Origin of the sequence: Massilia sp. Root418, from assembly GCF_001425265.1 — a bacterium.
GTDB lineage: Bacteria > Pseudomonadota > Gammaproteobacteria > Burkholderiales > Burkholderiaceae_D > Rugamonas.
This window is the reverse complement of the sequence record NZ_LMEC01000020.1, coordinates 1,192,917-1,212,138: the sequence shown is the minus strand read 5'-3', so window position 1 is coordinate 1,212,138 and position 19,222 is coordinate 1,192,917. Positions and strand designations below refer to the sequence as shown.

Here is a 19,222-nt window from a genome sequence, read left to right as displayed (position 1 = left end):
CTTTTTTGCGTAGCCAGGGACCAGAATGCGAGCATGAAAAGTGGTAGTCAAGTGGTTTTGACAATTACTGCCAATCTAAGACCAGTTGCAGTTTTGAAATACGCCAGCGGACGGAAATCCAGCGCCGACGCATATCGCGCGCCATAGCGGAAGGGCAGAATGTCTCAAATGAGACATTCTGTTATTTCGTGAGTACCAATCCGAACTGGATTTAAAGTGGTATGGCAGGGATCAGAGCTGCTGCGGCACGCCGGCCAGCTTGTCGGGGTTGCGCACCACGTAAATGCCGGCAATGCTGCTGTCCACGATATGGAAGGCCAGCGCCGATTCCAGCCGGCCGCCCATGTATCGCAGCAGGCCCGGCTCGCCGTTCAGCAGGGCGTTGCGGTATGCCACCTGGCCGGGGAATTTGTCCAGCGTGCGGCAGAACAGGCGCGTAACGGCGCCGATGCCGTGGATGATGCGCGGGAAGGACGGCACCTTGCCGCCGCCATCGCTCACCAGTTCCACGTTGGCCGCGAGCAGCGCCTGGATGGCGGCCGCCTGGCCCGTGCGCGCCGCGTCCAGGAATTTGCCGAGCAGGCTGCGGTGCGCTTCCTGGTCCACGCCGAAGCGTTTGCGGTCCTGCTGCACCCGTTCCTGCGCACGGTGCACCATCTGGCGGCAGGCCGCTTCGCTCTTGCCCAGCAGTTCGGCCACTTCGCTGTAGTCATAGTCGAAAACCTGGCGCAGCAGGAAGGCGGCGCGTTCGTCCGGCGACAGGCGCTCCAGCACCCACATGAAGGCCACGCCCAGCTCGCCCGCCATTTCCGCCTGCGTTTCCGGCGTGCGCTCGTCCACTTCCACCAGCGGTTCCGGCAACCACCAGCCGGCGTAGCTTTCGCGCTCCGCCTTAGCCGCGCGCAGGCGGTCGATGGACAGGCGGGTAACGATGGTGACCAACCACGCTTCCGGCGATTGCAGGCCATCCTGCTCGCTGCCGTCCCAGCGCAGCCACGCGTCCTGCACCACGTCCTCCGCATCGGCGCGCACGCCCAGCATGCGGTAGGCAATGGCAAACAGGCGCGGTCGCAGGCTGGAGAAGGCCAGCGCGGAATCGGTGACGGCGGTAGCGGGGGTGGCGGCAGCGGTGGACATGGCAGAGCGGCAGATGGTGAAAATGCATAGTATGCACCAGGACGACATATACGTTTTGCCGGGGGAATCCGTCCTGGACATCATTGAAAAAAATACCGGATGTCACTTCTCACATGGCTATTCCCGGTGATGCGTCCTAAGCTGATAGCTGCAGTGGTAGGGGAGGTCCTATGCGAGCGGAAGAACTGGCGTTGCAATACGATTTGATCGGCCGCCTGTACGACGCGGCCCTGCACGAAGACCATTGGCCCGGCGTATGCGCCGACGTTGCCGCGGCTTTTGGCGCAAGCAACGCGGCGGCGCTGCTGCAGCCGGCAGGCGCCGGCGGCGTGGTGGCCTGCGGCGGCCGTTCCGATGGCTTGCTGACCGCTTTCCTGCCCCATCTTGAGCGCGCGCAGCAGCTGCGCAGCCGCCTGGCGCACAACGAGATGGCGGAACGCTGCAGCGTGGCCGCGCTGGATGCGCTGGCCACCGCCGTGGTGCTGCTGGATGCCGGACTGACGGTGCTGTACGCGAACGGCGCGGCAGGCACCCTGTTCGGCGCGGAGGCCCCGCTGCAGCTGCGCGGCGCCCGCCTTGCGCAAGGCGGTTCGCGCGGCGCGCAGACCCTGGCCCACATGGTGCGGCGCGCAGTGCGCTGCCTGGAACCGGACACGCTGAGCGGCCCGGCACAAGCCCCGCAATCGCTTTGCCTGCCGCGCAGCGGCCACCTGCCGCTGACCCTGTCCGTGGCGCCGTTCATGCTGGGCGGCGGCTGCGCGGAGGGGACGCCTTGCGCCATCATCATGGCGCGCGATCCGGAAACCGTGACCGCTTCCGCCGAGGTGCTGCAGCAGCTGTTCCAGCTGACGCCGGCGGAAGCCGCCGTGAGCCGCGCGCTCGCGGGGGGCGCGTCGCTGGAGGACATCGCCGCGGCGACCGGCGTGAGCGTGAACACCGTCAAGACGCATTTGCACCGGGTGTACGGCAAGACCGCCACGCGGCGGCAGGGCGAACTGATCGCACTGATCCACGGTTCCACCGCCACCTTGTTGCCCCCTCATCCAGTTGGATGACGCCAGCGGACGCCGGCCTGCCTACAATGACTTCGACCTGCTGTACACAGGCAGGGTCATAATCCAGCAAACAGGGATGGTACCTATCATGAAAACTTCAATACTGGCGGCATTGTTGGGAGCAGTAAGCATGGGCGCGGCGTGGTTGCCGGCGGTAGCCCAAACCGAACAGCAGGGCGACACGGTGACCATACCGGCGCCCGAGCTGAGGATAGACGCGCCGACGCGGCGGCACTTCATGGACGAGGCGGATTTCCGCGCCTTCAAGGGCGGCTACGAGCTGTCGAACGGGCAGGTGCTGGTGCTGAAGCGGCTGGGCACGCGCATGTATGCCGAAGTGGGCGAGATGGGCTTGCACCAGATCGTGGCGGTGTCGCCCAATACCTTCGTGGCACTGGACCAGAAGCTGAAAGTGCGCATTGACATTAACAGCCGTGGCGACGTCGGCGGCGAACTGCTGATGGTGGTGCCTGGCAGCAGTATTGCCGGACAGCCGGCGCAGGACCGGCTGCTGCGGATGGCATTTCAATAGCAGCAGCGGCGCACAGCCCGGGGCTTGGGGCTTGGGCTCAGAGCTGCTGCCCCGCCTCAAAAGTATTGCAGCGCGCCGTGTCGCCGCTTTCAATGCCGCGCTTGAACCAGCGCACGCGCTGCTCCGAGCTGCCGTGCGTAAACGAGTCCGGCACCACGTGGCCCTGGGACTGGCGTTGCAGCGCGTCGTCGCCGATGGCGGTGGCGGCGTTGAGCGCCGTTTCCACATCGCCCTGCTCCAGGATGCTGCGCGCGCGGTTGGCGTGGTAGGCCCACACGCCGGCGAAGCAGTCCGCCTGCAGTTCCAGCCGCACCGACAGCGCATTGCCCTGCCGTTCGGAAGCGCGGCGGCGCTGCTGGTCCACCTTGTCCGAAATCCCGCTCAGGTGCTGCACGTGGTGGCCCACTTCGTGCGCGATCACGTAGGCTTGCGCGAACTCGCCGTTCACCTTGAAGCGCTCCTGCATCAGGCGGTAGAAGCTCAGGTCGATATACACTTTCTGATCGCCGGGGCAATAGAACGGCCCCACGGCGGCCTGCCCGGTGCCGCAGGCCGTGGCCGTGCTGCCGCTGAACAGCACCAGCGTGGGCTTGACGTAGTCGCCGCCCTTGGCGCGGAACAGTTCCGTCCACACGTCCTCGGTATCGGCCAGCACCACCGACACGAACTTGCCTTGCCGGTCGCTGGGCGGCGCGGTCGGATGCTGGGTTTGCTGCTGTACCGGGACTGAACCGCCGCCGCCGCCGCTGAGCAAGTTCAGCATGGTGAGGGGATTGACGCCGAATACGTATGAGCCGATCAGTGCCAGCACCACGGTGCCGATGCCGATGGAGCGGCCGCCCAGGCCGAAGCCGCCGCCACCGCCACCACCATCGCCGCGCCTGTCTTCAACGTTGTCGCTTTCGCGATTGCCTTCCCATTTCATGGCGAGCTCCTGTCATGCAGTCTTATCAGTGTGAAGCCACTATACGCTTACTATCCGGTTCCGGCCGGCGCGCTTGGCGCGGTACAGTGCGTCGTCCGCACGTTTGAGCGCGTCTTCTGCGTGGCTGTCGCCAGGCAAGAATTCACTCAGACCGCCGCTGATGGTGCCGCCGCCGCCGATGGCGCCCAGCCGCAGCAGCGCTTCGGCCACGCGCAGGCGCAGCCGTTCGGCGATGGGCGCGGCCTGCTCGCAGCTGGTGTGCGGCATCAGCACCACGAACTCGTCCCCGCCGAGGCGGGCCGGGAAGTCGGTGCTGCGCAATTCGTCGCGGCACACGTCGGCGGCGGCGCGGATGGCCTTGTCGCCGAACAGGTGGCCGAACTGGTCGTTGATGTTCTTGAAGTGGTCGATATCGAAAATCAGCAGCGCGGTCGGCGTGCGGTAGCGCAGGAACACCTGGTAGTGCTCGGCCATGGTGCCCATCAGCTTGCGCCGGTTGTACAGGCCGGACAGCTCGTCGCTTTCGCTGTGCAGGCGCAGCTGCGCTTCCAGCTGGTGGCGTGCCGTGATATTGCTGGCCACCCACAGCACCGCGTCTTCGCCGTCCACCTGGAAGTCCAGCGCCTGCACCCGGCCCTCGAACCAGCTGGCCTTGAGCGGCTGCTTGCCCTCCATCTCCAGAATGTCTTCGCTATCCAGGCCATACTCCACCACGTGCAAACTGCGCGTGGCCAGCGCCTTGTGGATCTCGGCCAGGAACCATTCGGCCTTGGCCGGCACCAGCAGGCCGCTCATGGTTTTCCCGGCCAGGAAGCCGATCTCATCGTAATAGCGCACGTCGGCGCCGCCGAAGATGGCCGCGTAGCGGCCGCTGCGGGTAAGCAGGAAGGCCGGGTCGGGCAGGGCTTTGAGGACAGACGCGATCTGTTCGCTTGACAGTGCAGTGGGCTGCATGGGAAATCCGGATGGTGATCTAATTATTGCGCAGCTATTGTGCAGCGCCGCAACGGTAGCAGAGCCATGGCCATAAGGCAAGGTGGCGCCGGTCCCGCTTCAGTCCGCATAACATGGCGTTCACCTTTGCATAGGAGGCTGGCCATGTGGATTTCATTGAAACGCGCGTTGTGTGTTTTCCTGCTGGCCTGCGGTGCCAGCGCCTCGGCGGGAACCCTGGGCGACCGGGTGTCGCTGCAGTATTTCTATCCTGACCTGAACACCCCCACCCGCAGCTTTGCGGCCCAGCTGGTGGACGCCAACGGCGCCCTGTTCAGCAACGTGGCCGGGGTGTTCGACCTGACGGTGACGGATACCCAGGTTATCGCCAGCAACTTCAACACCAATGCCATGTGGCTGGGCGGCGCCTTCAACGGCTTCGCGCTTACCAACCTGGACCACGACTTCCAGCCTTTCGCGGCGCTGGGCCGGCAAACCAATATGCCGGGCTTTACGCCCGCCAATGTCTCCATCAGCAACAACGTGGCGTACGTCAACTGGCAAGGCCTGTACTTTGACGAGAATACGCAAGTGGTGCTGTACCTGAGCGCGGTGCCCGAGCCGGCCGCCTGGGCCATGTTGCTGGCGGGCGGCCTGATCCTCATGCTGGCGCTGCGCCGCGGCGCGCGCTGACTGCCGTTCAGGCCGGATGGACAGGCGCGTCGGCCAAGGCGCCGGCCACCGTCATCCACGGGCGGATGCGCCAGCCCGTCACCAGGCCGTTGGCCACGTAGGGATCGGCGGCGACAAAGGCCTCCACCACGGCGGGCGAATCCGCCTTGAACCAGAACATGGCGCCGTCGACCGGCTCGGCCAGCACGCCGCCCAGCTGCAGTTCGCCGCGCGCGTGCGAATCCCATGCCAGTTTCAGGTGGCCGTCGCGGAACTGCGCGCGGCGTTCCATGTAGTCTGCCGAGTAGTCGTAAAACAGTACGTAGTGCATGCGTCCTCGCTTTGTCAGGGGAAGGACCATCATAGCACCGGGGTGGAGAACTTGCTTCGCAAGCAACTGACTGCCCTTTTTTCTTAACGTTGCCGTATTTTGCAGGAGTGCACACTCACCTCAAAACTTCGCCCTTCCTTGACATTAATTGCTGTGCGGATACATTTCTTTGGTATGTTATCGGTTGAAACCAATCGCCAAGGGGAGCCCACATGCCGAGTTTAATGATCAAGAAGATAGCCGCCGCCTCCGTGCTGGCGGCCCTGGCGATAGGGACGCTGGCGCTGCCGGAAAGCGCCCTGGCGCAGACCGCCGCCAAGCGCTCCACCCAGGCGCAGCAGGCCAAGCCGCCGCATCCGCAGCTGAACCTGCCCGACCACAGCAATGGCGAGCGCGCCATCGCCCGCCTGGGTGGCAGCCTGCCCGCCGTGGCCGCGCACTATGGCAAGTCCGCCGACGCGCTGCGCGCGCAGCTGCGCAACGACCGCTCGGCCTGGATCGACAAGACCGGCCGCATGTATTTCATCGAGCTGGGGCTGACCGCCTCGCCGTCGGACATTGCGCAGAGCGGCGCCATCTATCCGGCCGACCAGACCTTTCTGCTGCATTCGCGCAAAAGCTCCAAGCGCAAGATCTATTTGGACTTCAACGGCCACACCACCACCGGCACCGCGTGGAACACCAGCTATGGCCTGAGCACCATCATCAGCCCCGCCTTCGACCTGGACGGCTTGCCCGGCACCTTCAGCAGCACCGAGCTGGCCGTGATCCAGAACATCTGGCGCCGCGTGGCCGAGGACTACGCCGCCTTCGACGTCGACGTCACCACCGAAGAACCGCCGGCCGACCAGCTCTCGCGCACCTCCACGCTGGACGATACCTACGGCACCCGCGCCGTCATCACCAGGAACTTCACCGCAGGCACGGCGAAAGGCGACTGCGGCTGCGGCGGCTTCGCCTACGTGGGCGTGTTTGACGCCACCAGCGAAGCCAACAAGCCCGCCTTCATCTTCCAGGACAAGCTGGGCAACGGCGAAAAAGCCATAGCCGAAGCGACCTCGCACGAAGTGGGCCACAACCTGGGCCTGTCGCACGACGGCACCAGCACCGTCGGCTACTACGCCGGCCACGGCACCGGCGCCACCGGCTGGGCGCCCATCATGGGCGTGGGCTATAACAAGGAGCTGGTGCAGTTCAGCAAGGGCGAATACCTCAACGCCAACAACACCGAGGACGATTACCTTGTAATGCAGAGCAACGGCGTGCTGTTTGCCGCCGACGACTTCGGCAACAGCATCGCCGCCGCCGCCACCTTGACGCCGACCGCCGTGAGCGGCATGAACACTTACGACATCATGGGCGTGATGGAAACGCCGTCGGACGTGGACGTGTTCCGCTTCAACGCGGGCGCCGGCGTGGTCACCATTAACGCCAAACCGTTCGAGCGCGGTCCCAACCTGGACGTCCTGATCCAGCTGCGCGACGCGGCAGGCAACCTGCTGGCCGAAGCCAATCCGGCCGACGCGCTGACCGCATCGCTGTCCATCAACCTGCCGGCGTCGGGCACATACTACCTGAGCGTGGAAGGCATGGGCCTGGGCGATCCGCTGGGCACCGGCTACAGCGCCTACGGCAGCGTGGGGCGCTACGTGGTGGCCGTGTCGGCCCCGCTGACCTCGGGCGGCGCGCCGGTGGCCGTGATCGGCACCAGTGCCACCACCGGCCCGGCGCCGCTGAACGTGTCCTTCTCGGGCGCCGGCTCCACCGATTCCAGCGGCAGCATCGTCAGCTATGAATGGAACTTTGGCGACGGCACGCCCCTGGCCAGCGGCGCCAGCGCCAGCCACGTGTACAACGCCGGCGGCAGCTATACCGCCTCGCTGAAGGTGACCAATAGCGCCGGCTTCAGCGGCAGCAGCACGGTGCTGATCACGGCCACCACGGTGCAGCCGAAGGTCTACGCCAGCGGCATTGCCATGGCACTGGCGGCGTCGAACCGCCTGCAGGCTTACGCGCAGGCAAAGGTCACGGTCAAGGATGCGTCCGGCCGGGTGATTCCCAACGCAACGGTGGCCGGCAGCTGGAGCGGCATCGTCAGCGGAGCGGCGTCGGCCGTGACGGACGCCAACGGCGTTGCCACTGTCAGCTCGGCGTCCAGCAAGAAGACCGGTACTTTCAAGTTCACGCTCACCGGGATCACCGCCCCCGGCTACAGCTATGACGCCAGCCTGAACGTCATGAGCAGCAATTCGATTTCCCGCTAAGATTTTCCTGCGCGGTTTTCAGGGCGCGGCGCCGGATTCGGCGCCGCGCCTTTTTCCATGGCGGCCGTTAATGCCTTGGCCACCGCGTCGGCAATATCGTCCTGCACCATCAGCAAATCATCCACCGGCTTGTCATAGGTGCCGGACCAGATAATAAAACCATTGTCGGCCTTGAATAAGCGCGCCGCCACGCGCAGGGTATTGCCGGATTTGCGTACGCTGCCGTCCAATATATAGCTGACGCCCAGTTCCCGGGCGATGCCGGCGGGCGCTATCTGCTTGCCCTTGTAATAAAAGGACGATGTCGGCCCCGGCACTTTCAGTCCGGGTATTTTGCTGAAACGGTCGATCAGCTCTTCCGTCATGCCATCGGCGAAGGTTTCGTGCCCCATGCCGTCCGTCAGATCCGCGAACGGCAGGACGGCGACGGAGTTCTGCGCGGGCGCGCGCGATGGCGGCTTGCCTGCGTGCGTCTCGGCCAGCCAGAACGCGGCGCCGGCGACGGCTGCCGCGCCTGCCGCCAGCAGCCAGCTGCGGCGGTTGCGGCCGGGCGCCGCCGGCGCGGCGGCCGCCACCGCAGGGGGGAGCGGTGCCGCCGGCAGGCTGGCCTGCGGGGTAGGCGAGGCCGTCCATGGAGCGACCTCGGCCACCATCCGGTATCCCTGGCGCGGCAGGGTGACCACATACCTGGGCTGTTTGGGATCGTCCCCCAGCAGGCGGCGCAGCGACGCGATGGCCTGGTACACCGAATCCGGCGTGACCACCACGCCCGGCCAGACCTGGCTCAGCAGTTCCTCCGCGCTCACGATTTCACCGGGCCGCGCCGTCAGGCACAGCAGCAGGCGCAGCATGCGCGGTTCCAGGCGCACGGTTTCGCCGTCGCGCGTCATTTCGCTGAGCGCCGCGTCGACGCACCACGCGCCCACGCGCAGTTTTGCACTTGCTGTAGTCTCCATCCGGCTCCCTGGTTTTCTTGTATTTTTGACAGGATGCAATTATAGCCGAGGGCCGTGCGGGGTATTTCAGAGAGTTTCAGCAAAATTTCAGGCCGATTTCAGACCGATTTCAGGACTTCGCAGCGCCTTTGGCCGCACTGTGCGGGCTCACCTTTAACGATACGGAGCCCAAGTATGACTGTAGGAAACTTGCCCTTTTGGATCCGCTGCGCCTGGCTGGCCGCCTGGCTGGCGGCGCACGCCAGCCAGGCGCAGCCGAGCTGGACAACTAGCGATAGCGGCCGGGACGTGAACTGGGAAGAGGCCAAGGCGTTTTGCGCCGGGCAGGGCGCCGGCTGGCGCCTGCCGCGCCTGGAGGAATTGTCCGGCTTGTACAGCACCGCGCAACGGGACGGCAACACCGTCCCCTGCGGCAATGCCAGCTGCATGGCGCCGCCGGCGCTCAAGCTGAGCGGAAACTGGTACTGGAGCTCGAGCGACCTCAAGAAGGACAGCGCCGAGTCCTCCCCGCTATTGGCCTGGGGCGTACTGCTGGTCAACGGCAGCCGTAACCAGACATTCAAATTCATGCCGCACGGTGCCCGCGCATTGTGCGTGCGCGATTAATTCCAGGAGCTTATTAATGAAATCTTTGATACTGCCGGCCTTATTCATTTTCAGCCTGCCCGCATTCGCTGCGGAAGAACTGGCGATAGTCGCCCGCCATAGCGCAGTGATTTTTCAATGGAACCATTTCGGCTATTCCAATCCCGCCGCGCGCTTTGAAAAACTGGAAGGCAAGCTGATACTGGACGAAAAAGACCTGGCCAAATCGTCCGTCACGGTAAAAATGCCGCTGGACGGCTTGCGCACCGGTGTCGAGGCGTTGGACGAGCATTTGAAAACGGAAGAGTTTCTCGACGCCGCCAAATATCCCGACATTAGCTTCACCAGCACGGGCATAGAAAAGGGCCCGATGGACAGCCTGAAAATCGCCGGCAAGCTGGTGGTGCACGGCGTGAGCAAGGACGTTGTGCTGAACGGGAAGATCAACAAGATCAGCGTCGACCCGGTCACCAAAAAAAGCCGGGCCGGCTTCGACGCGGAAGCCATGGTGCGGCGCTCGGATTTCGGCGTCGGCAAATTCGTGCCCTCGGTGGCGGACGAGCTGCACGTCCGCATCACGCTGGGGGCGGGGGGCTAGCGCCCGCCGCTGGGACTGGCCGCGCCGCTGGCGCGCGCCAGGCTGGAGCGTGCGCCCGCCACCGCCTGCAGGCGCTCCTCCAGGTAGCTGCTCAGGCGCGGATGCTGGCTGAACGCGACATTGAAACGGATGTGCCGGTCCGGCGTGTCATTGGCCGAGAAGGCGGCGCCGCGCATCAGCAGGATCTTGTTCTGGTAGGCGTCCTGCACCAGCAAGTCCACGTCCAGGCCTTCCGGCATGGTGCCCCACAAGAAGATGCCCGCGTCGCCGGGCTGCTCGAACAGCACGCCCGCAGCGCTCAGCTGGCGCGCGCTGGCGTTGCGCGCGGCCATGATCTTGCGTTGCATGCGGTCCAGGTGCTTGCGCAGGTTGCCCGCCTTGAGCACTTCCAGCAGCACGTATTCGTTCAGCGCCGGCGTGGTCATGATGGCGTGGATCTTGGTCCGCATCAGTACCTTGAGCAGGGCCGGCGCGGCGGCAAGATAGCCCATGCGCAGGGCCGGGCTGAGCGCCTTGCAAAAGCTGGAGTAGTAGATCACGCCGTCGAGCCCGGCCAGCGAGGCCAGCCGGGTACTGTGGCCGTGCTGGAAATGGCCGTGCACGTCGTCTTCGGCGATCAGGAAGCCGTGCTGCCGCGCCAGGATCAGCACCTTGTGCAGATTGGCGGCGCTGCTGCTCCAGCCTGTGGGGTTGTGCAGGGCGGTTTGCACGAACAGCAGGCGCGGGCGGTGCTCGCGGCAGGCCGCTTCCAGCTGGTCCAGGTCCAGCCCGTCGGGGCCGCGCCGGATGGGCAGCAGGCGGATGCCGTCCTGGCGCAGCCTGCCGAACATGAGGAAGTAGCCGGGGTCTTCCACCAGCACGGTGTCGCCGGGCTGCAGGAAGCTGCGGCAGATCAGGTCGATCGCGTGGGTGCCGCCGAAGGTGGTGAGCACGTGGCCGGCGTCCACGGCAATGCCGATGCCGCGCAACAGCAGCGCGATGTGCTCGCGCAGTTCCGGCAGTCCCTGGGGCGGGCAGCGCGAGGCCATGCCGGCAGCGCTGCGCGCCAGGCCGCGCTGCACGGCGGCTGCCGGCACTGCGTCCTGCAGCCAGGTGGGCGGCAAGGCGCCGCTGCTGGCCAGCAGGATGCCGGCGCGCTGGTCGTTGGCCTGCTGCGCCAGCCAGACCGGCTCCTGTTCGGCGCCGGCTTCCAGGGCTACTTCGTCCGGAACGGTCCTGCCGGCGTCGCCCGCCGCGCAGACATAGAAGCCCGCCGTGCCGTGGGAGCCGATGATGCCGGCCGCGACCAGCCTGTCGTAGGCCACCACCACGGTATTGGTGCTGACCGCAAGTTGGGTGGCCAGCTGGCGGATCGACAGCAGCTTGGCGCCGGCGGGCAGGACGCGTGTTTCAACCATCTGGCGCAGCCTGGTCTCAATCTGCGTGGACAGGGCGATGGGGGAGGAGCGGTCGATGGCGAACATGATGGCAGTCTAGCGCAAAAACATCACGGCCAGTACCAGCAGGATAGCGCCCATGGCCAGGTTGAAGACGCGCTGCTTGCGCGGATCGGTGAGCAAGTGGCGGATCGACACGCCGAACAAGGCCCACATGATATTGCAGGGCGCGCCCACCACGCAGCCGATCAGCGTTAGCAGCAGCGCGTTGGCGAGCGTGTTGCCGCCGGCCGGCATGAACACCGACGCCATGGTGATGGCCTTGATCCAGCTCTTCGGGTTCAGCGCCTGGAACACCGCCGCCTGGGCGAAGGACACCGGCTTGGCCGCCTGCGCGCCGGCTGCCGACGCCCCGCTGAGCTTCCAGGCCAGGTACACCAGGTAGAGCGACCCGGCAATCCGCAGCGCCTGGTGCGCCAGCGGGAAAGCAGTGAACACGCTGCCCAGGCCCACGCACATCAGCATGGTCTGCACGAACATGCCGGCCTGGATGCCCAGGATCAGCGGCAGCGCGCCGCGGCCACCGAAATTGGCGCCGGTGGTGGCCAGCATGACGTTGTTCGGGCCGGGCGTGGCGGACATTACCAGGCAGTAGCTCATCAAGGGCAGGAGTTCGGTCATGGGTGCAATTCGCTAGGTCGGAATGGCACCAGTCTAGAAGCAGGCAGGGGCACGGACAAGACACAAGGCTGGCGCTACAGAGCCATGCTGTATCAGTCGGCGCGCAGGTACAGCTGAAACGGGGTGGACGAAAAAAAAGCTGCATGCGTGAACATGCAACCTTTTTCCGTACTGCGAATTCGTGGTAGGCCGTGCGGGATTCGAACCTGCGACCAACGGATTAAAAGTCCGCTGCTCTACCAGCTGAGCTAACGACCCGAAAGAGGCAGCATTATAGGGCGGCTTGCGGGATTCTGCAAGCGCGGATTTTTCGCAGGGCGCTACGCATCGATCTCGTCGGGCACGTCCAGCCAGACGATGCGGCCGCCGCCGGTCTCACCCAGGCGCGCCACCAGGGCCACGGCGGCGCTGTCCTGCAGGCTGAAATCGAAGCGCACCAGGTCGGCGTGCTGCACCTGGTCCAGGCGCGCATCGGCCAGTTCGAGTTCGCGCCGCATCAGGCCTTCCAGCGCATACGGCACCTCGCAGCGCAGCGCGCGCAGCTTGACAATGGCCACTTTCTCGGCGCCCAGCAATGCCTGCGCCACGCTGTCGGTGTAGGCGCGTACCAGGCCGCCGGCGCCCAGCTTCACGCCGCCGAAATAGCGCACCACGGTGGCCAGCACGCCTTCCAGGTCCTGGTGGCGCAGCACGTCCAGCATGGGCCGGCCGGCGGTGCCGCTCGGTTCGCCGTCGTCGACGGCGGCGGATTGGCCGCCCGCCAGCAGCGACCAGCAAACGTGCGCCGCGCCCGGATGCCGGGCCCATAATTCAGCCACCACCTTCTGTGCCGAAGCGCGGTCCGCCATCGGCTGCACGCACGCGATGAAGCGGCTTTTCTTGATGATCAACTCGTGATGGACGGCGGTGGTGATGGTCTGCGGCATGGCGGGATTGTACAGCCTTGTTATACTCGCCCCCAACTCAACCCAGCGACACGACGCAGCGATAAACATGACCAGCATCACCGAAGAACACGATCCGGGCGACGACGAACTCCTGTGCCAGCAACTGGGCTTGCCCGCCAGGGGCGTGAGCCTGGTGAAGATGGAAGGGCGCGTGTTCCTGCGCATCGCCGGCGAAGTGCGCGCCGAGGGCCTGGCCGTGCCTTACCAGCTGGTGCCTGCGCAGGGCGTGCTGGCCAAGCCGTCCAAGTGGCGCAAGATGGACGACGAGGCGCGCAGCGCGCTGCTGCGCGAGCGCGCCAGCGACAAGGCCATCCACGAGCTGCATGAACACGTGACCGCCTTCGTGCACGAGATGGCCGCCGCCGCCGAGGACTACGACCTGGATGCGATGAGCTTCCTGCACACGCTGGCCGACATGCAGACGTCCCTGATGGCGGCCGAAGTGTTCGACCGAATCCGCCAGCGCCTGGACCACGCCATCGAGCGCCAGACCGAGGAGCGCTACGCGGAGCGCACCAAGCAAAGCATCAACCTGGCCGAGTATCCGGACTCCTTCGAGGTGGCGCGCCGCCTGCCGCGCCGCTTCATCGCGCTGCTGGGCCCCACCAATTCCGGCAAGACGCACCGCGCCATCGAGGCGCTGTCGAAAGCGCCCAGCGGTATCTACCTGGCGCCGCTGCGCCTGCTGGCGCTGGAGAACTACGAGCGCCTGCAGGCCTTCAAGCAGCACGGCAAGCCCTTGGCGGTGAGCCTGGTGACGGGCGAGGAACGCCGCCTGGCGGAAGGCGCCACGCACGTGGCCAGCACGGTGGAGATGCTGGACACGCGCACGCCGGTGGACGTGGCCGTGATCGACGAGATCCAGATGCTGGCCGACCGCGACCGCGGCGCTGCCTGGACCGCCGCCGTGTGCGGTGCGCCGGCGCGCACGGTGTACCTGGTGGGGGCGCCGGAAGCGCGCCGCGCCATCGAGGCATTGGCCGAGCGCCTGGAGTGTCCGCTGGAAGTGCACGTGCTGAAGCGCAAGGCGCCGCTGTCGATGGAGCACACCTCGGTGCGCAAGGTGCGCAACCTGCGCAAGGGCGACGCGGTGATCGCCTTCTCGCGCCGCGAAGTGCTGATGTGGCGCGACATGGTGACCGAGGCCGGCTTGTCCGTAGCCACCGTGTACGGCAACCTGTCGCCCGAAGTGCGGCGCGCGCAGGCGCAGCGCTTCCGCGAAGGCCAGGCCGACGTGGTGGTGGGCACCGATGCGATTGCGATGGGTTTGAACATGCCGATCTCGCGCATCGTGATGACCACCAGCGTGAAGTACAACGGCTACGAGGAGGAGGAAATCTCGGCTGCACTGGCGCGCCAGATCGCAGGCCGGGCGGGCCGCTACGGCATCCACGAGGAAGGCCTGGTGGCGGGCTTCGACGACGATACGCACCAGGTGATGCGCGCACTGCTCAAGGAGAAGCTGGCGCCGCTGAACACCAGCGGCTTCTCGGTGGCGCCCACGCTTGAGCATCTGCACCGCATCGCGTCGGTGACCAGCGAAACTTCGCTGGCCAAGCTGCTCAAGCGCTTCGTGCACAACATCGACGTGCCGGACGGTTTCTTCTATCCGCGCATTACGGAAGACCAGTCCACCCGCGCCGAATGGCTGGACACCTTGCCGCTGTCGGTGGCGGACAAGTTCACGTTGTCGCTGGTGCCCGTGTCGAGCAAGGTCATGTCGCTGCAGCGCGCCTGGGAGCACTGGGCCATGTCGCTCTCGCGCGGCAAGGCCACCCGCCTGAAGACGGACGACTACGCGTTGTCCTACCTGTCGCTGCAGGAGGTGGAAGACACCTGCCGCCTGTACTCGGCGTACGCCTGGCTGGGCTACCGGCTGCCGGAATTCTTCCCCGATATCGAGCTGGCGCAGGAACTGTCGCGCCATGCCTCCGAGCGCGTGGACTCCATCCTGCAGGAGCAGAACGCGGTCAACCGCAAGCGCAATCCGAAGCGCTTCCGCTAGCCGTTCAGGGGCGCTCCAGCGTGACGCTCATCAGGCCGATCACGCTGTCGTTGCTGAGCGTGCGCACGGTCAGGCTGCGCAGCGCCTTGCGCGGGTCGAGCGCGATGGCCAGCGCGGTTGCCGCGCCGCCCGGGACCATGCCGCCGCTGCTTTGCAGCCGCACGGCGCCGGTCTTCAGGTCCACGCGCGGCGGGGTCGGCTGCGGACGACTGAACTGGTAGTCGTCGATGAAGTAGTCCTGCTCGATGGGCCACCAGTTGACCGGATTGTGCAGGGCCAGCCGCGTGGTACTGCCGTCCGCATAGCGCACCACCACTTCGCCGTTGTCGATGCGGCTTTGCATGAAGTTGGTGGAACCGGCCATCAGCAGCCAGGCCCGGCGCGCCTTGCCCGTAAGCGCGATCTCGGCCGACCTGGGGTAGTTGTCCCATTGCGAGGTGAAGACGATGTTGGGCGACTGATGGTCGCCCGGCGTGGCGAACGTGACGCCGTTGGGCATGGCCAGCTTGCCGCCGTTGGCAGCTGCGGCTGCGCGCAGGCCGCTGTCGTCGATGTCCGCCGTGGCGTTGACGTGCCCGGCCCACGCGCCTATGCCTTGCGCGGGCAGCGACAGCGACACGTGGGGCGAACGCGGCGACTGGTACTTTCCGGGTTTGAAGATCTCCGTGACCTTGTCATTGAAGTAGGGCGCCAGGTTGACGCTTTCCAGGATGGCGCCGCGCCTGTCGCTGCCCCAGTCCGCCGCAGCGGGCGGCGTTGGCCCTGCTGCGCGTGCAGGCCCCGGGACCTTTACACTTTCTTCCGGCTGCACGGACAGCGCCGGCGCGCCCGCCCATTCAATAACGACCGCCGTTTCGCGTGCCATGGGCGCCTTGACCAGCAAGCCGCGCCGGCCGATGGCGGCGCGGTCCGTTTCAAATTGCGCCGGCACGCCATTGACCGTGACGCTGCGCACGCGCTGGTAGACAGCCGGGATGCGCAGTGCGAGTTTGCCGAAGCGTAGCTGCGCCTGCGCCGGGGATGCGGCTTGCGAAATGGTCCAGCGTTCCGTCCTGCCGCTGCGCACGAAGTCCACGCCCAGGTCGGGATGCGACAGGCGCGCGCGGTCCCACGCCGCCGGGAAGCCTGGGCGCACGGTCAGCGTGCCTGCCAGCGCGTCCGGCGCAAGCCCGAACAGTCCTTCCACGATGGCGCGCGACATGACGCCGGCGCCGTCGGCGAAGTCACGCTGCGATTCGCGCCGGTAAGCGTCCAGGTAATTCATGCTGCCCACGTTGCCGGGCGAGATACCCATGTACATGCTGGCCAGCAGGGCGCTTTTCGCCAGCAGGAAGGCGTCGGCGGCGCGGCCGGCCTGCCAAAGCGCCAGCGCCGTGTGCAGGTTCTCACCCATCACCACGTTATTGATGGACCAGGAGTAGGGCATCCAGTTGGTGGTCGGCAGCACCTGGTAGGAAGCATCGGCCGGCACGCCCGGTCCGGTGACGGGGATGGGCTTGAGGTGCGCCTTGAGCGAGGACGCCATGCGCCACGCCTCCTGCGGCGTGGGCACGCCGGAGTCAATGGTGTGATAGAAGCTCCATAGCCCGTAGCTGGGATGCAGCAGCTGCCCGCCCAGCAAATCCTTGTATTCGGCGAATGCGCCTGTCTCAGGCATCCACAGGTAGGCGCGCATGGCCTGCGCGATCAACTCCGCTTCGCGCTCGTAAGGCTGCGCGTCCTTGCCGAGCAGGCGGGCGATGCGCGCCGCGCTGCGGTTGGCGTAGACGTTGTAGGCGGAGGCGTGGCTGGCGCCGCCGCCGTTGTAGTACAGGTCGTCGCTGGCCCAGATATTGGCATAGGCTTCGTACAGCGGCAGCTTGCGTGGACCGAACTCGCGCCGGAACAGGCGCCGCTCCCACGCCAGGTGGCGCTCGATGACAGGCCAGGCGCTGCGCGCGTATTCCAGGTCGCCGGTCCACAGCAGGTGGCGGAACAGCGCGTCCATGAAGACCATGTTCATGTCGTAGTGCGAGTTGGACAGGTCGCCGTTGGAGTGCAGGCCCGCTTCGCTGCGCGCCAGGTTGGAGGCCGCGTCGGCAGGCGGCAGGGTGACGGGGATGGGCTGGGTGTTCTGGCGCGGCGTCCAGGCGTCCAGGTTGCTGCGCGCGCGGGCGTGCCAGCCCAGCGCGTCCAGCGCGTAGGGGCCGCGCCAGCCCAGCAGCTTGGTGCGCCAGGCGATGGCGCCGTGCATGATGGCCTGGTCGGCTTCGTCCCATAGCGCGTCGGCGGCCACGCCGAGCGCGCCCACGGCGGCGTTCAGGTAGGGATCGGGTGTGTCGATGCTGACGCGACGGCGCAGCGCGTCGAAGTGCTGCCGGGTTTCCGCGAACAGCGCGGGCAGCTGCTCACGCGCATACAGCGGGGCGAGGGGGACGGTCTTTTTCGGGGCGGCGGGCTTGCCGGCGGTGACGGCAGTGTACTGGTCGAGATCCTTCGCCGGCGCGCCGCCGGGAAGGCGCTGCAGGGACAGCAGCAGCGGCACGCCGTTCGGCAGCGCCACGCGGCCGACGACGATGGGCGCCGCAGCCGCAGCCGCCGCCGCAGCCGAAGCCGAAGCCGAAGCCTCCGCCGAAGCCGAAGCCGAAGCCGAAGAGCCATCTTTCGCGCCCGGTTCCGGGGCGGCGCCGGGTGGTGCCGCAGCTGTCTCCAGCAGCGCAGGCAGTGCGTTCCACTGCGCACCGTCGCCGATGCGCAGGACGCTCCCCTGCGGCACCACGCCGGCGATGGCGGCTACGCGGCTGTTCACTGTGTAGCCTTCGCCGCCGAGCACGATCCTGTTGCCAGCGGCAAGCGAGGGCTTGAACTGGAAGTATTCGCTGATGGCTACCTTTTCGGTGCCGATATCGCCATCGCGCACGCCGCGCGCGCCGTTCACGCCGCCGTATGCCCAAACCAGCTCGGCGCCCGGCGCCAGCCCCCTGGCCTCGGCCTGCACGATCAGCCCTTCGGTACGCGCGTACGCCAGCGCCGCGACGCTGACCACCGCGTCCGCGCCCAGGACCGGATCGCGGATTTCATAGCGCAACTCGCCGGGGCGGTAGCGCGCGGTGATGGCGGCCGCATCGTGCAGCCACACCACGCCCGCCGCCGTGCGCACGGCCAGGCGCAGGTTGCCGCCCCGGCCGGGCAGGTAGAGCAGGAACTCGGGCTTGTCGCCGCCGTCGGCGCGGAAGGCGGTGTTGCCGCCGTAGAGCGAACGGTTGAAGAATTCGGTGCCGTTATCGATGACGAAGTCCGGCCCGTCGGGCCGGTAACGCAAGGGCTGCTGCACGCGCCCTTCCAGGTTGGGCCGCAGTCCGGCGGTGGCGGATGGCGCGGCGCCTGCGGCAGCACCCATGGCGGCGCACTGCGCCAGCATGGCGGCAGCCAGCGCGCGGCGGGTAAGGCTGTTCATTGCATCCCCAGCAGTGGATATGCCGGAGATGATAGCGGCAGCCCGTGCGGCTGTGCCGGCCCGTCGGATCATCTTGATGATTGTTCGCGCCGAAGACGGCCCGCGCCGCCAGCCAGGCCCGGATTCGTGCAGTTCATCCCCGCGAAAATGCCGTCCGTCCCAATCCGCGTTGTGCGCTCCGCCCCGATTGCCTACAGTGCTAGCAACCGGCCACACAAGACTGATGGCTGGCCCTGGCAGTTTTCCCGAATCGAACAAACACTATGGATGGGGCTAATCATGAAAAAGATCATTTTGGCGGTAATGCTGGGCGTGGCGTCGCTGGCTGCTGTTGCACAAACCACGCCGGCCGACGAGTCGGTGCCGGTGCCGGGCCGCGTGCTCAAGATCGAGTTGCCGGCGATGCCGCTGCACCTGGACCGCGACCAGACCAGCGTGTTCCGTGGCAGCTACACCCTGTCCAACGGCCAGACGCTGCATATGCGCCAGTACGGTTCCGGTCCCGCGCTGTATGCTGAAATCGACCAGGAAGGTCCGCGCAAGCTGATCGCCGCCTCGCCGCGCAGCTTCGTGGCGAATGACCGTTCGCTGAAGATTACGCTGGACATGGCGCCGGACGGCGAGGCCACCGGTGAAGTCTTGCTGAAAGTGCCGGCGCAGCGCATGGCCGACGGTACGCTGAGCCAGGTCAAGGTGGTGTCGGCAACGCTGCGCTAGTAGTGTCAACGCTGCGCTAGTAGCGGCGGCAAGCGCTGGCGCGGTCCGCACGATCGTGCGGGACGCCGCGCA

General features: G+C 66.5%; 17 protein-coding genes and 1 tRNA gene. 8 read left to right on the top strand and 10 right to left on the bottom strand.

The genetic code is table 11. The annotated features are described in order from the left end of the window. Nucleotides 1–231: 231 nt before the first annotated feature. Complete coding sequence (locus ASC94_RS17735) at nucleotides 232–1,137, bottom strand: RNA polymerase sigma-70 factor (RefSeq protein ID WP_056397574.1); 906 nt, start codon at nucleotides 1,135–1,137, stop codon at nucleotides 232–234. Between the two features lie 170 nt (nucleotides 1,138–1,307). Here ASC94_RS17735 and ASC94_RS17730 point away from each other — a divergent pair, with 170 nt between their 5' ends. Both ASC94_RS17730 and ASC94_RS17725 read left to right on the top strand, forming a co-directional pair. Next, nucleotides 1,308–2,192, top strand: coding sequence for a helix-turn-helix transcriptional regulator (locus tag ASC94_RS17730; protein ID WP_082616611.1), 885 nt, complete (start codon nucleotides 1,308–1,310; stop codon nucleotides 2,190–2,192). A gap of 88 nt (nucleotides 2,193–2,280) precedes the next feature. Then, on the top strand, nucleotides 2,281–2,724 hold the full coding sequence (locus tag ASC94_RS17725) for a hypothetical protein (RefSeq protein ID WP_157201487.1): 444 nt from the start codon (nucleotides 2,281–2,283) through the stop codon (nucleotides 2,722–2,724). A 37-nt stretch (nucleotides 2,725–2,761) separates the two neighbouring features. Here ASC94_RS17725 and ASC94_RS17720 read toward each other — a convergent pair whose 3' ends face one another. Beyond that, nucleotides 2,762–3,649, bottom strand: a complete 888-nt coding sequence (locus ASC94_RS17720) for a neutral zinc metallopeptidase (protein ID WP_056397566.1) — start codon at nucleotides 3,647–3,649, stop codon at nucleotides 2,762–2,764. Between the two features lie 39 nt (nucleotides 3,650–3,688). Further along, nucleotides 3,689–4,603, bottom strand: a complete 915-nt coding sequence (locus tag ASC94_RS17715; protein ID WP_056397563.1) for a GGDEF domain-containing protein — start codon at nucleotides 4,601–4,603, stop codon at nucleotides 3,689–3,691. 144 nt (nucleotides 4,604–4,747) lie between these two features. Between ASC94_RS17715 and ASC94_RS17710 the strand changes: the two genes are divergently transcribed. Next, nucleotides 4,748–5,275: a PEP-CTERM sorting domain-containing protein gene (locus tag ASC94_RS17710; protein WP_162251435.1), complete on the top strand. Its 528-nt coding sequence runs from the start codon at nucleotides 4,748–4,750 to the stop codon at nucleotides 5,273–5,275. 7 nt (nucleotides 5,276–5,282) lie between these two features. Here the strand turns inward: ASC94_RS17710 and ASC94_RS17705 are convergent, their stop codons facing one another. After that, on the bottom strand, nucleotides 5,283–5,585 hold the full coding sequence (locus ASC94_RS17705; RefSeq protein WP_056397556.1) for a YciI-like protein: 303 nt from the start codon (nucleotides 5,583–5,585) through the stop codon (nucleotides 5,283–5,285). Nucleotides 5,586–5,809: 224 nt separating this feature from the next. Here ASC94_RS17705 and ASC94_RS17700 point away from each other — a divergent pair, with 224 nt between their 5' ends. Further along, nucleotides 5,810–7,849 carry a PKD domain-containing protein gene (locus tag ASC94_RS17700; RefSeq protein ID WP_056397553.1) on the top strand — a complete coding sequence of 680 codons (2,040 nt, stop codon included), beginning with the start codon at nucleotides 5,810–5,812 and terminating at the stop codon, nucleotides 7,847–7,849. Here the strand turns inward: ASC94_RS17700 and ASC94_RS17695 are convergent. Further along, nucleotides 7,846–8,805: a winged helix-turn-helix domain-containing protein gene (locus ASC94_RS17695; protein ID WP_056397550.1), complete on the bottom strand. Its 960-nt coding sequence runs from the start codon at nucleotides 8,803–8,805 to the stop codon at nucleotides 7,846–7,848. The genes ASC94_RS17700 and ASC94_RS17695 overlap by 4 nt on opposite strands. A gap of 189 nt (nucleotides 8,806–8,994) precedes the next feature. Here ASC94_RS17695 and ASC94_RS17690 point away from each other — a divergent pair, with 189 nt between their 5' ends. Both ASC94_RS17690 and ASC94_RS17685 read left to right on the top strand, forming a co-directional pair. Beyond that, nucleotides 8,995–9,411 (top strand): DUF1566 domain-containing protein, encoded by a 417-nt coding sequence (locus ASC94_RS17690; RefSeq protein WP_056397547.1) that lies wholly within the window; start codon nucleotides 8,995–8,997, stop codon nucleotides 9,409–9,411. 16 nt (nucleotides 9,412–9,427) lie between these two features. After that, nucleotides 9,428–9,988, top strand: coding sequence for a YceI family protein (locus ASC94_RS17685; RefSeq protein ID WP_056397544.1), 561 nt, complete (start codon nucleotides 9,428–9,430; stop codon nucleotides 9,986–9,988). Here ASC94_RS17685 and ASC94_RS17680 read toward each other — a convergent pair. The 4 genes from ASC94_RS17680 to ASC94_RS17665 all read right to left on the bottom strand — a co-directional run bounded on the left by ASC94_RS17680 (nucleotide 9,985) and on the right by ASC94_RS17665 (nucleotide 12,971). Further along, on the bottom strand, nucleotides 9,985–11,451 hold the full coding sequence (locus tag ASC94_RS17680; RefSeq protein ID WP_056397540.1) for a PLP-dependent aminotransferase family protein: 1,467 nt from the start codon (nucleotides 11,449–11,451) through the stop codon (nucleotides 9,985–9,987). The genes ASC94_RS17685 and ASC94_RS17680 overlap by 4 nt on opposite strands. Nucleotides 11,452–11,460: 9 nt before the next feature. After that, complete coding sequence (locus ASC94_RS17675; RefSeq protein WP_056397537.1) at nucleotides 11,461–12,045, bottom strand: LysE family translocator; 585 nt, start codon at nucleotides 12,043–12,045, stop codon at nucleotides 11,461–11,463. Between the two features lie 182 nt (nucleotides 12,046–12,227). Next, nucleotides 12,228–12,303, bottom strand: a tRNA-Lys gene (locus tag ASC94_RS17670). A gap of 62 nt (nucleotides 12,304–12,365) precedes the next feature. Further along, a complete protein-coding gene (locus ASC94_RS17665) occupies nucleotides 12,366–12,971 on the bottom strand; it encodes a YigZ family protein (RefSeq protein WP_056397534.1) in 606 nt (201 codons plus the stop codon). A 67-nt stretch (nucleotides 12,972–13,038) separates the two neighbouring features. Here ASC94_RS17665 and ASC94_RS17660 point away from each other — a divergent pair, with 67 nt between their 5' ends. Next, nucleotides 13,039–14,997 (top strand): helicase-related protein, encoded by a 1,959-nt coding sequence (locus ASC94_RS17660; protein ID WP_056397531.1) that lies wholly within the window; start codon nucleotides 13,039–13,041, stop codon nucleotides 14,995–14,997. 4 nt (nucleotides 14,998–15,001) lie between these two features. Here the strand turns inward: ASC94_RS17660 and ASC94_RS17655 are convergent, their stop codons facing one another. Continuing rightward, entirely contained in the window at nucleotides 15,002–18,433 is a 3,432-nt protein-coding gene (locus ASC94_RS17655) for a DUF4450 domain-containing protein (RefSeq protein WP_056397528.1), read from the bottom strand. A gap of 279 nt (nucleotides 18,434–18,712) precedes the next feature. Here ASC94_RS17655 and ASC94_RS17650 point away from each other — a divergent pair, with 279 nt between their 5' ends. Then, nucleotides 18,713–19,150, top strand: a complete 438-nt coding sequence (locus ASC94_RS17650; protein WP_056397524.1) for a hypothetical protein — start codon at nucleotides 18,713–18,715, stop codon at nucleotides 19,148–19,150. The last annotated feature ends 72 nt before the right edge of the window (nucleotides 19,151–19,222 follow it).

Bases quoted from the DNA above. Each gene is read 5' to 3' on its own strand.
- ASC94_RS17695 (WP_056397550.1), bottom strand. From the start codon at position 8,805: ATGGAGACTACAGCAAGTGCAAAACTGCGCGTGGGCGCGTGGTGCGTC.
- ASC94_RS17685 (WP_056397544.1), top strand. From the start codon at position 9,428: ATGAAATCTTTGATACTGCCGGCCTTATTCATTTTCAGCCTGCCCGCA.
- ASC94_RS17710 (WP_162251435.1), top strand. From the start codon at position 4,748: ATGTGGATTTCATTGAAACGCGCGTTGTGTGTTTTCCTGCTGGCCTGC.
- ASC94_RS17665 (WP_056397534.1), bottom strand. From the start codon at position 12,971: ATGCCGCAGACCATCACCACCGCCGTCCATCACGAGTTGATCATCAAG.
- ASC94_RS17655 (WP_056397528.1), bottom strand. From the start codon at position 18,433: ATGAACAGCCTTACCCGCCGCGCGCTGGCTGCCGCCATGCTGGCGCAG.
- ASC94_RS17650 (WP_056397524.1), top strand. From the start codon at position 18,713: ATGAAAAAGATCATTTTGGCGGTAATGCTGGGCGTGGCGTCGCTGGCT.
- ASC94_RS17700 (WP_056397553.1), top strand. From the start codon at position 5,810: ATGATCAAGAAGATAGCCGCCGCCTCCGTGCTGGCGGCCCTGGCGATA.
- ASC94_RS17735 (WP_056397574.1), bottom strand. From the start codon at position 1,137: ATGTCCACCGCTGCCGCCACCCCCGCTACCGCCGTCACCGATTCCGCG.
- ASC94_RS17720 (WP_056397566.1), bottom strand. From the start codon at position 3,649: ATGAAATGGGAAGGCAATCGCGAAAGCGACAACGTTGAAGACAGGCGC.
- ASC94_RS17715 (WP_056397563.1), bottom strand. From the start codon at position 4,603: ATGCAGCCCACTGCACTGTCAAGCGAACAGATCGCGTCTGTCCTCAAA.
- ASC94_RS17680 (WP_056397540.1), bottom strand. From the start codon at position 11,451: ATGTTCGCCATCGACCGCTCCTCCCCCATCGCCCTGTCCACGCAGATT.
- ASC94_RS17725 (WP_157201487.1), top strand. From the start codon at position 2,281: ATGAAAACTTCAATACTGGCGGCATTGTTGGGAGCAGTAAGCATGGGC.
- ASC94_RS17660 (WP_056397531.1), top strand. From the start codon at position 13,039: ATGACCAGCATCACCGAAGAACACGATCCGGGCGACGACGAACTCCTG.
- ASC94_RS17705 (WP_056397556.1), bottom strand. From the start codon at position 5,585: ATGCACTACGTACTGTTTTACGACTACTCGGCAGACTACATGGAACGC.
- ASC94_RS17730 (WP_082616611.1), top strand. From the start codon at position 1,308: ATGCGAGCGGAAGAACTGGCGTTGCAATACGATTTGATCGGCCGCCTG.
- ASC94_RS17675 (WP_056397537.1), bottom strand. From the start codon at position 12,045: ATGACCGAACTCCTGCCCTTGATGAGCTACTGCCTGGTAATGTCCGCC.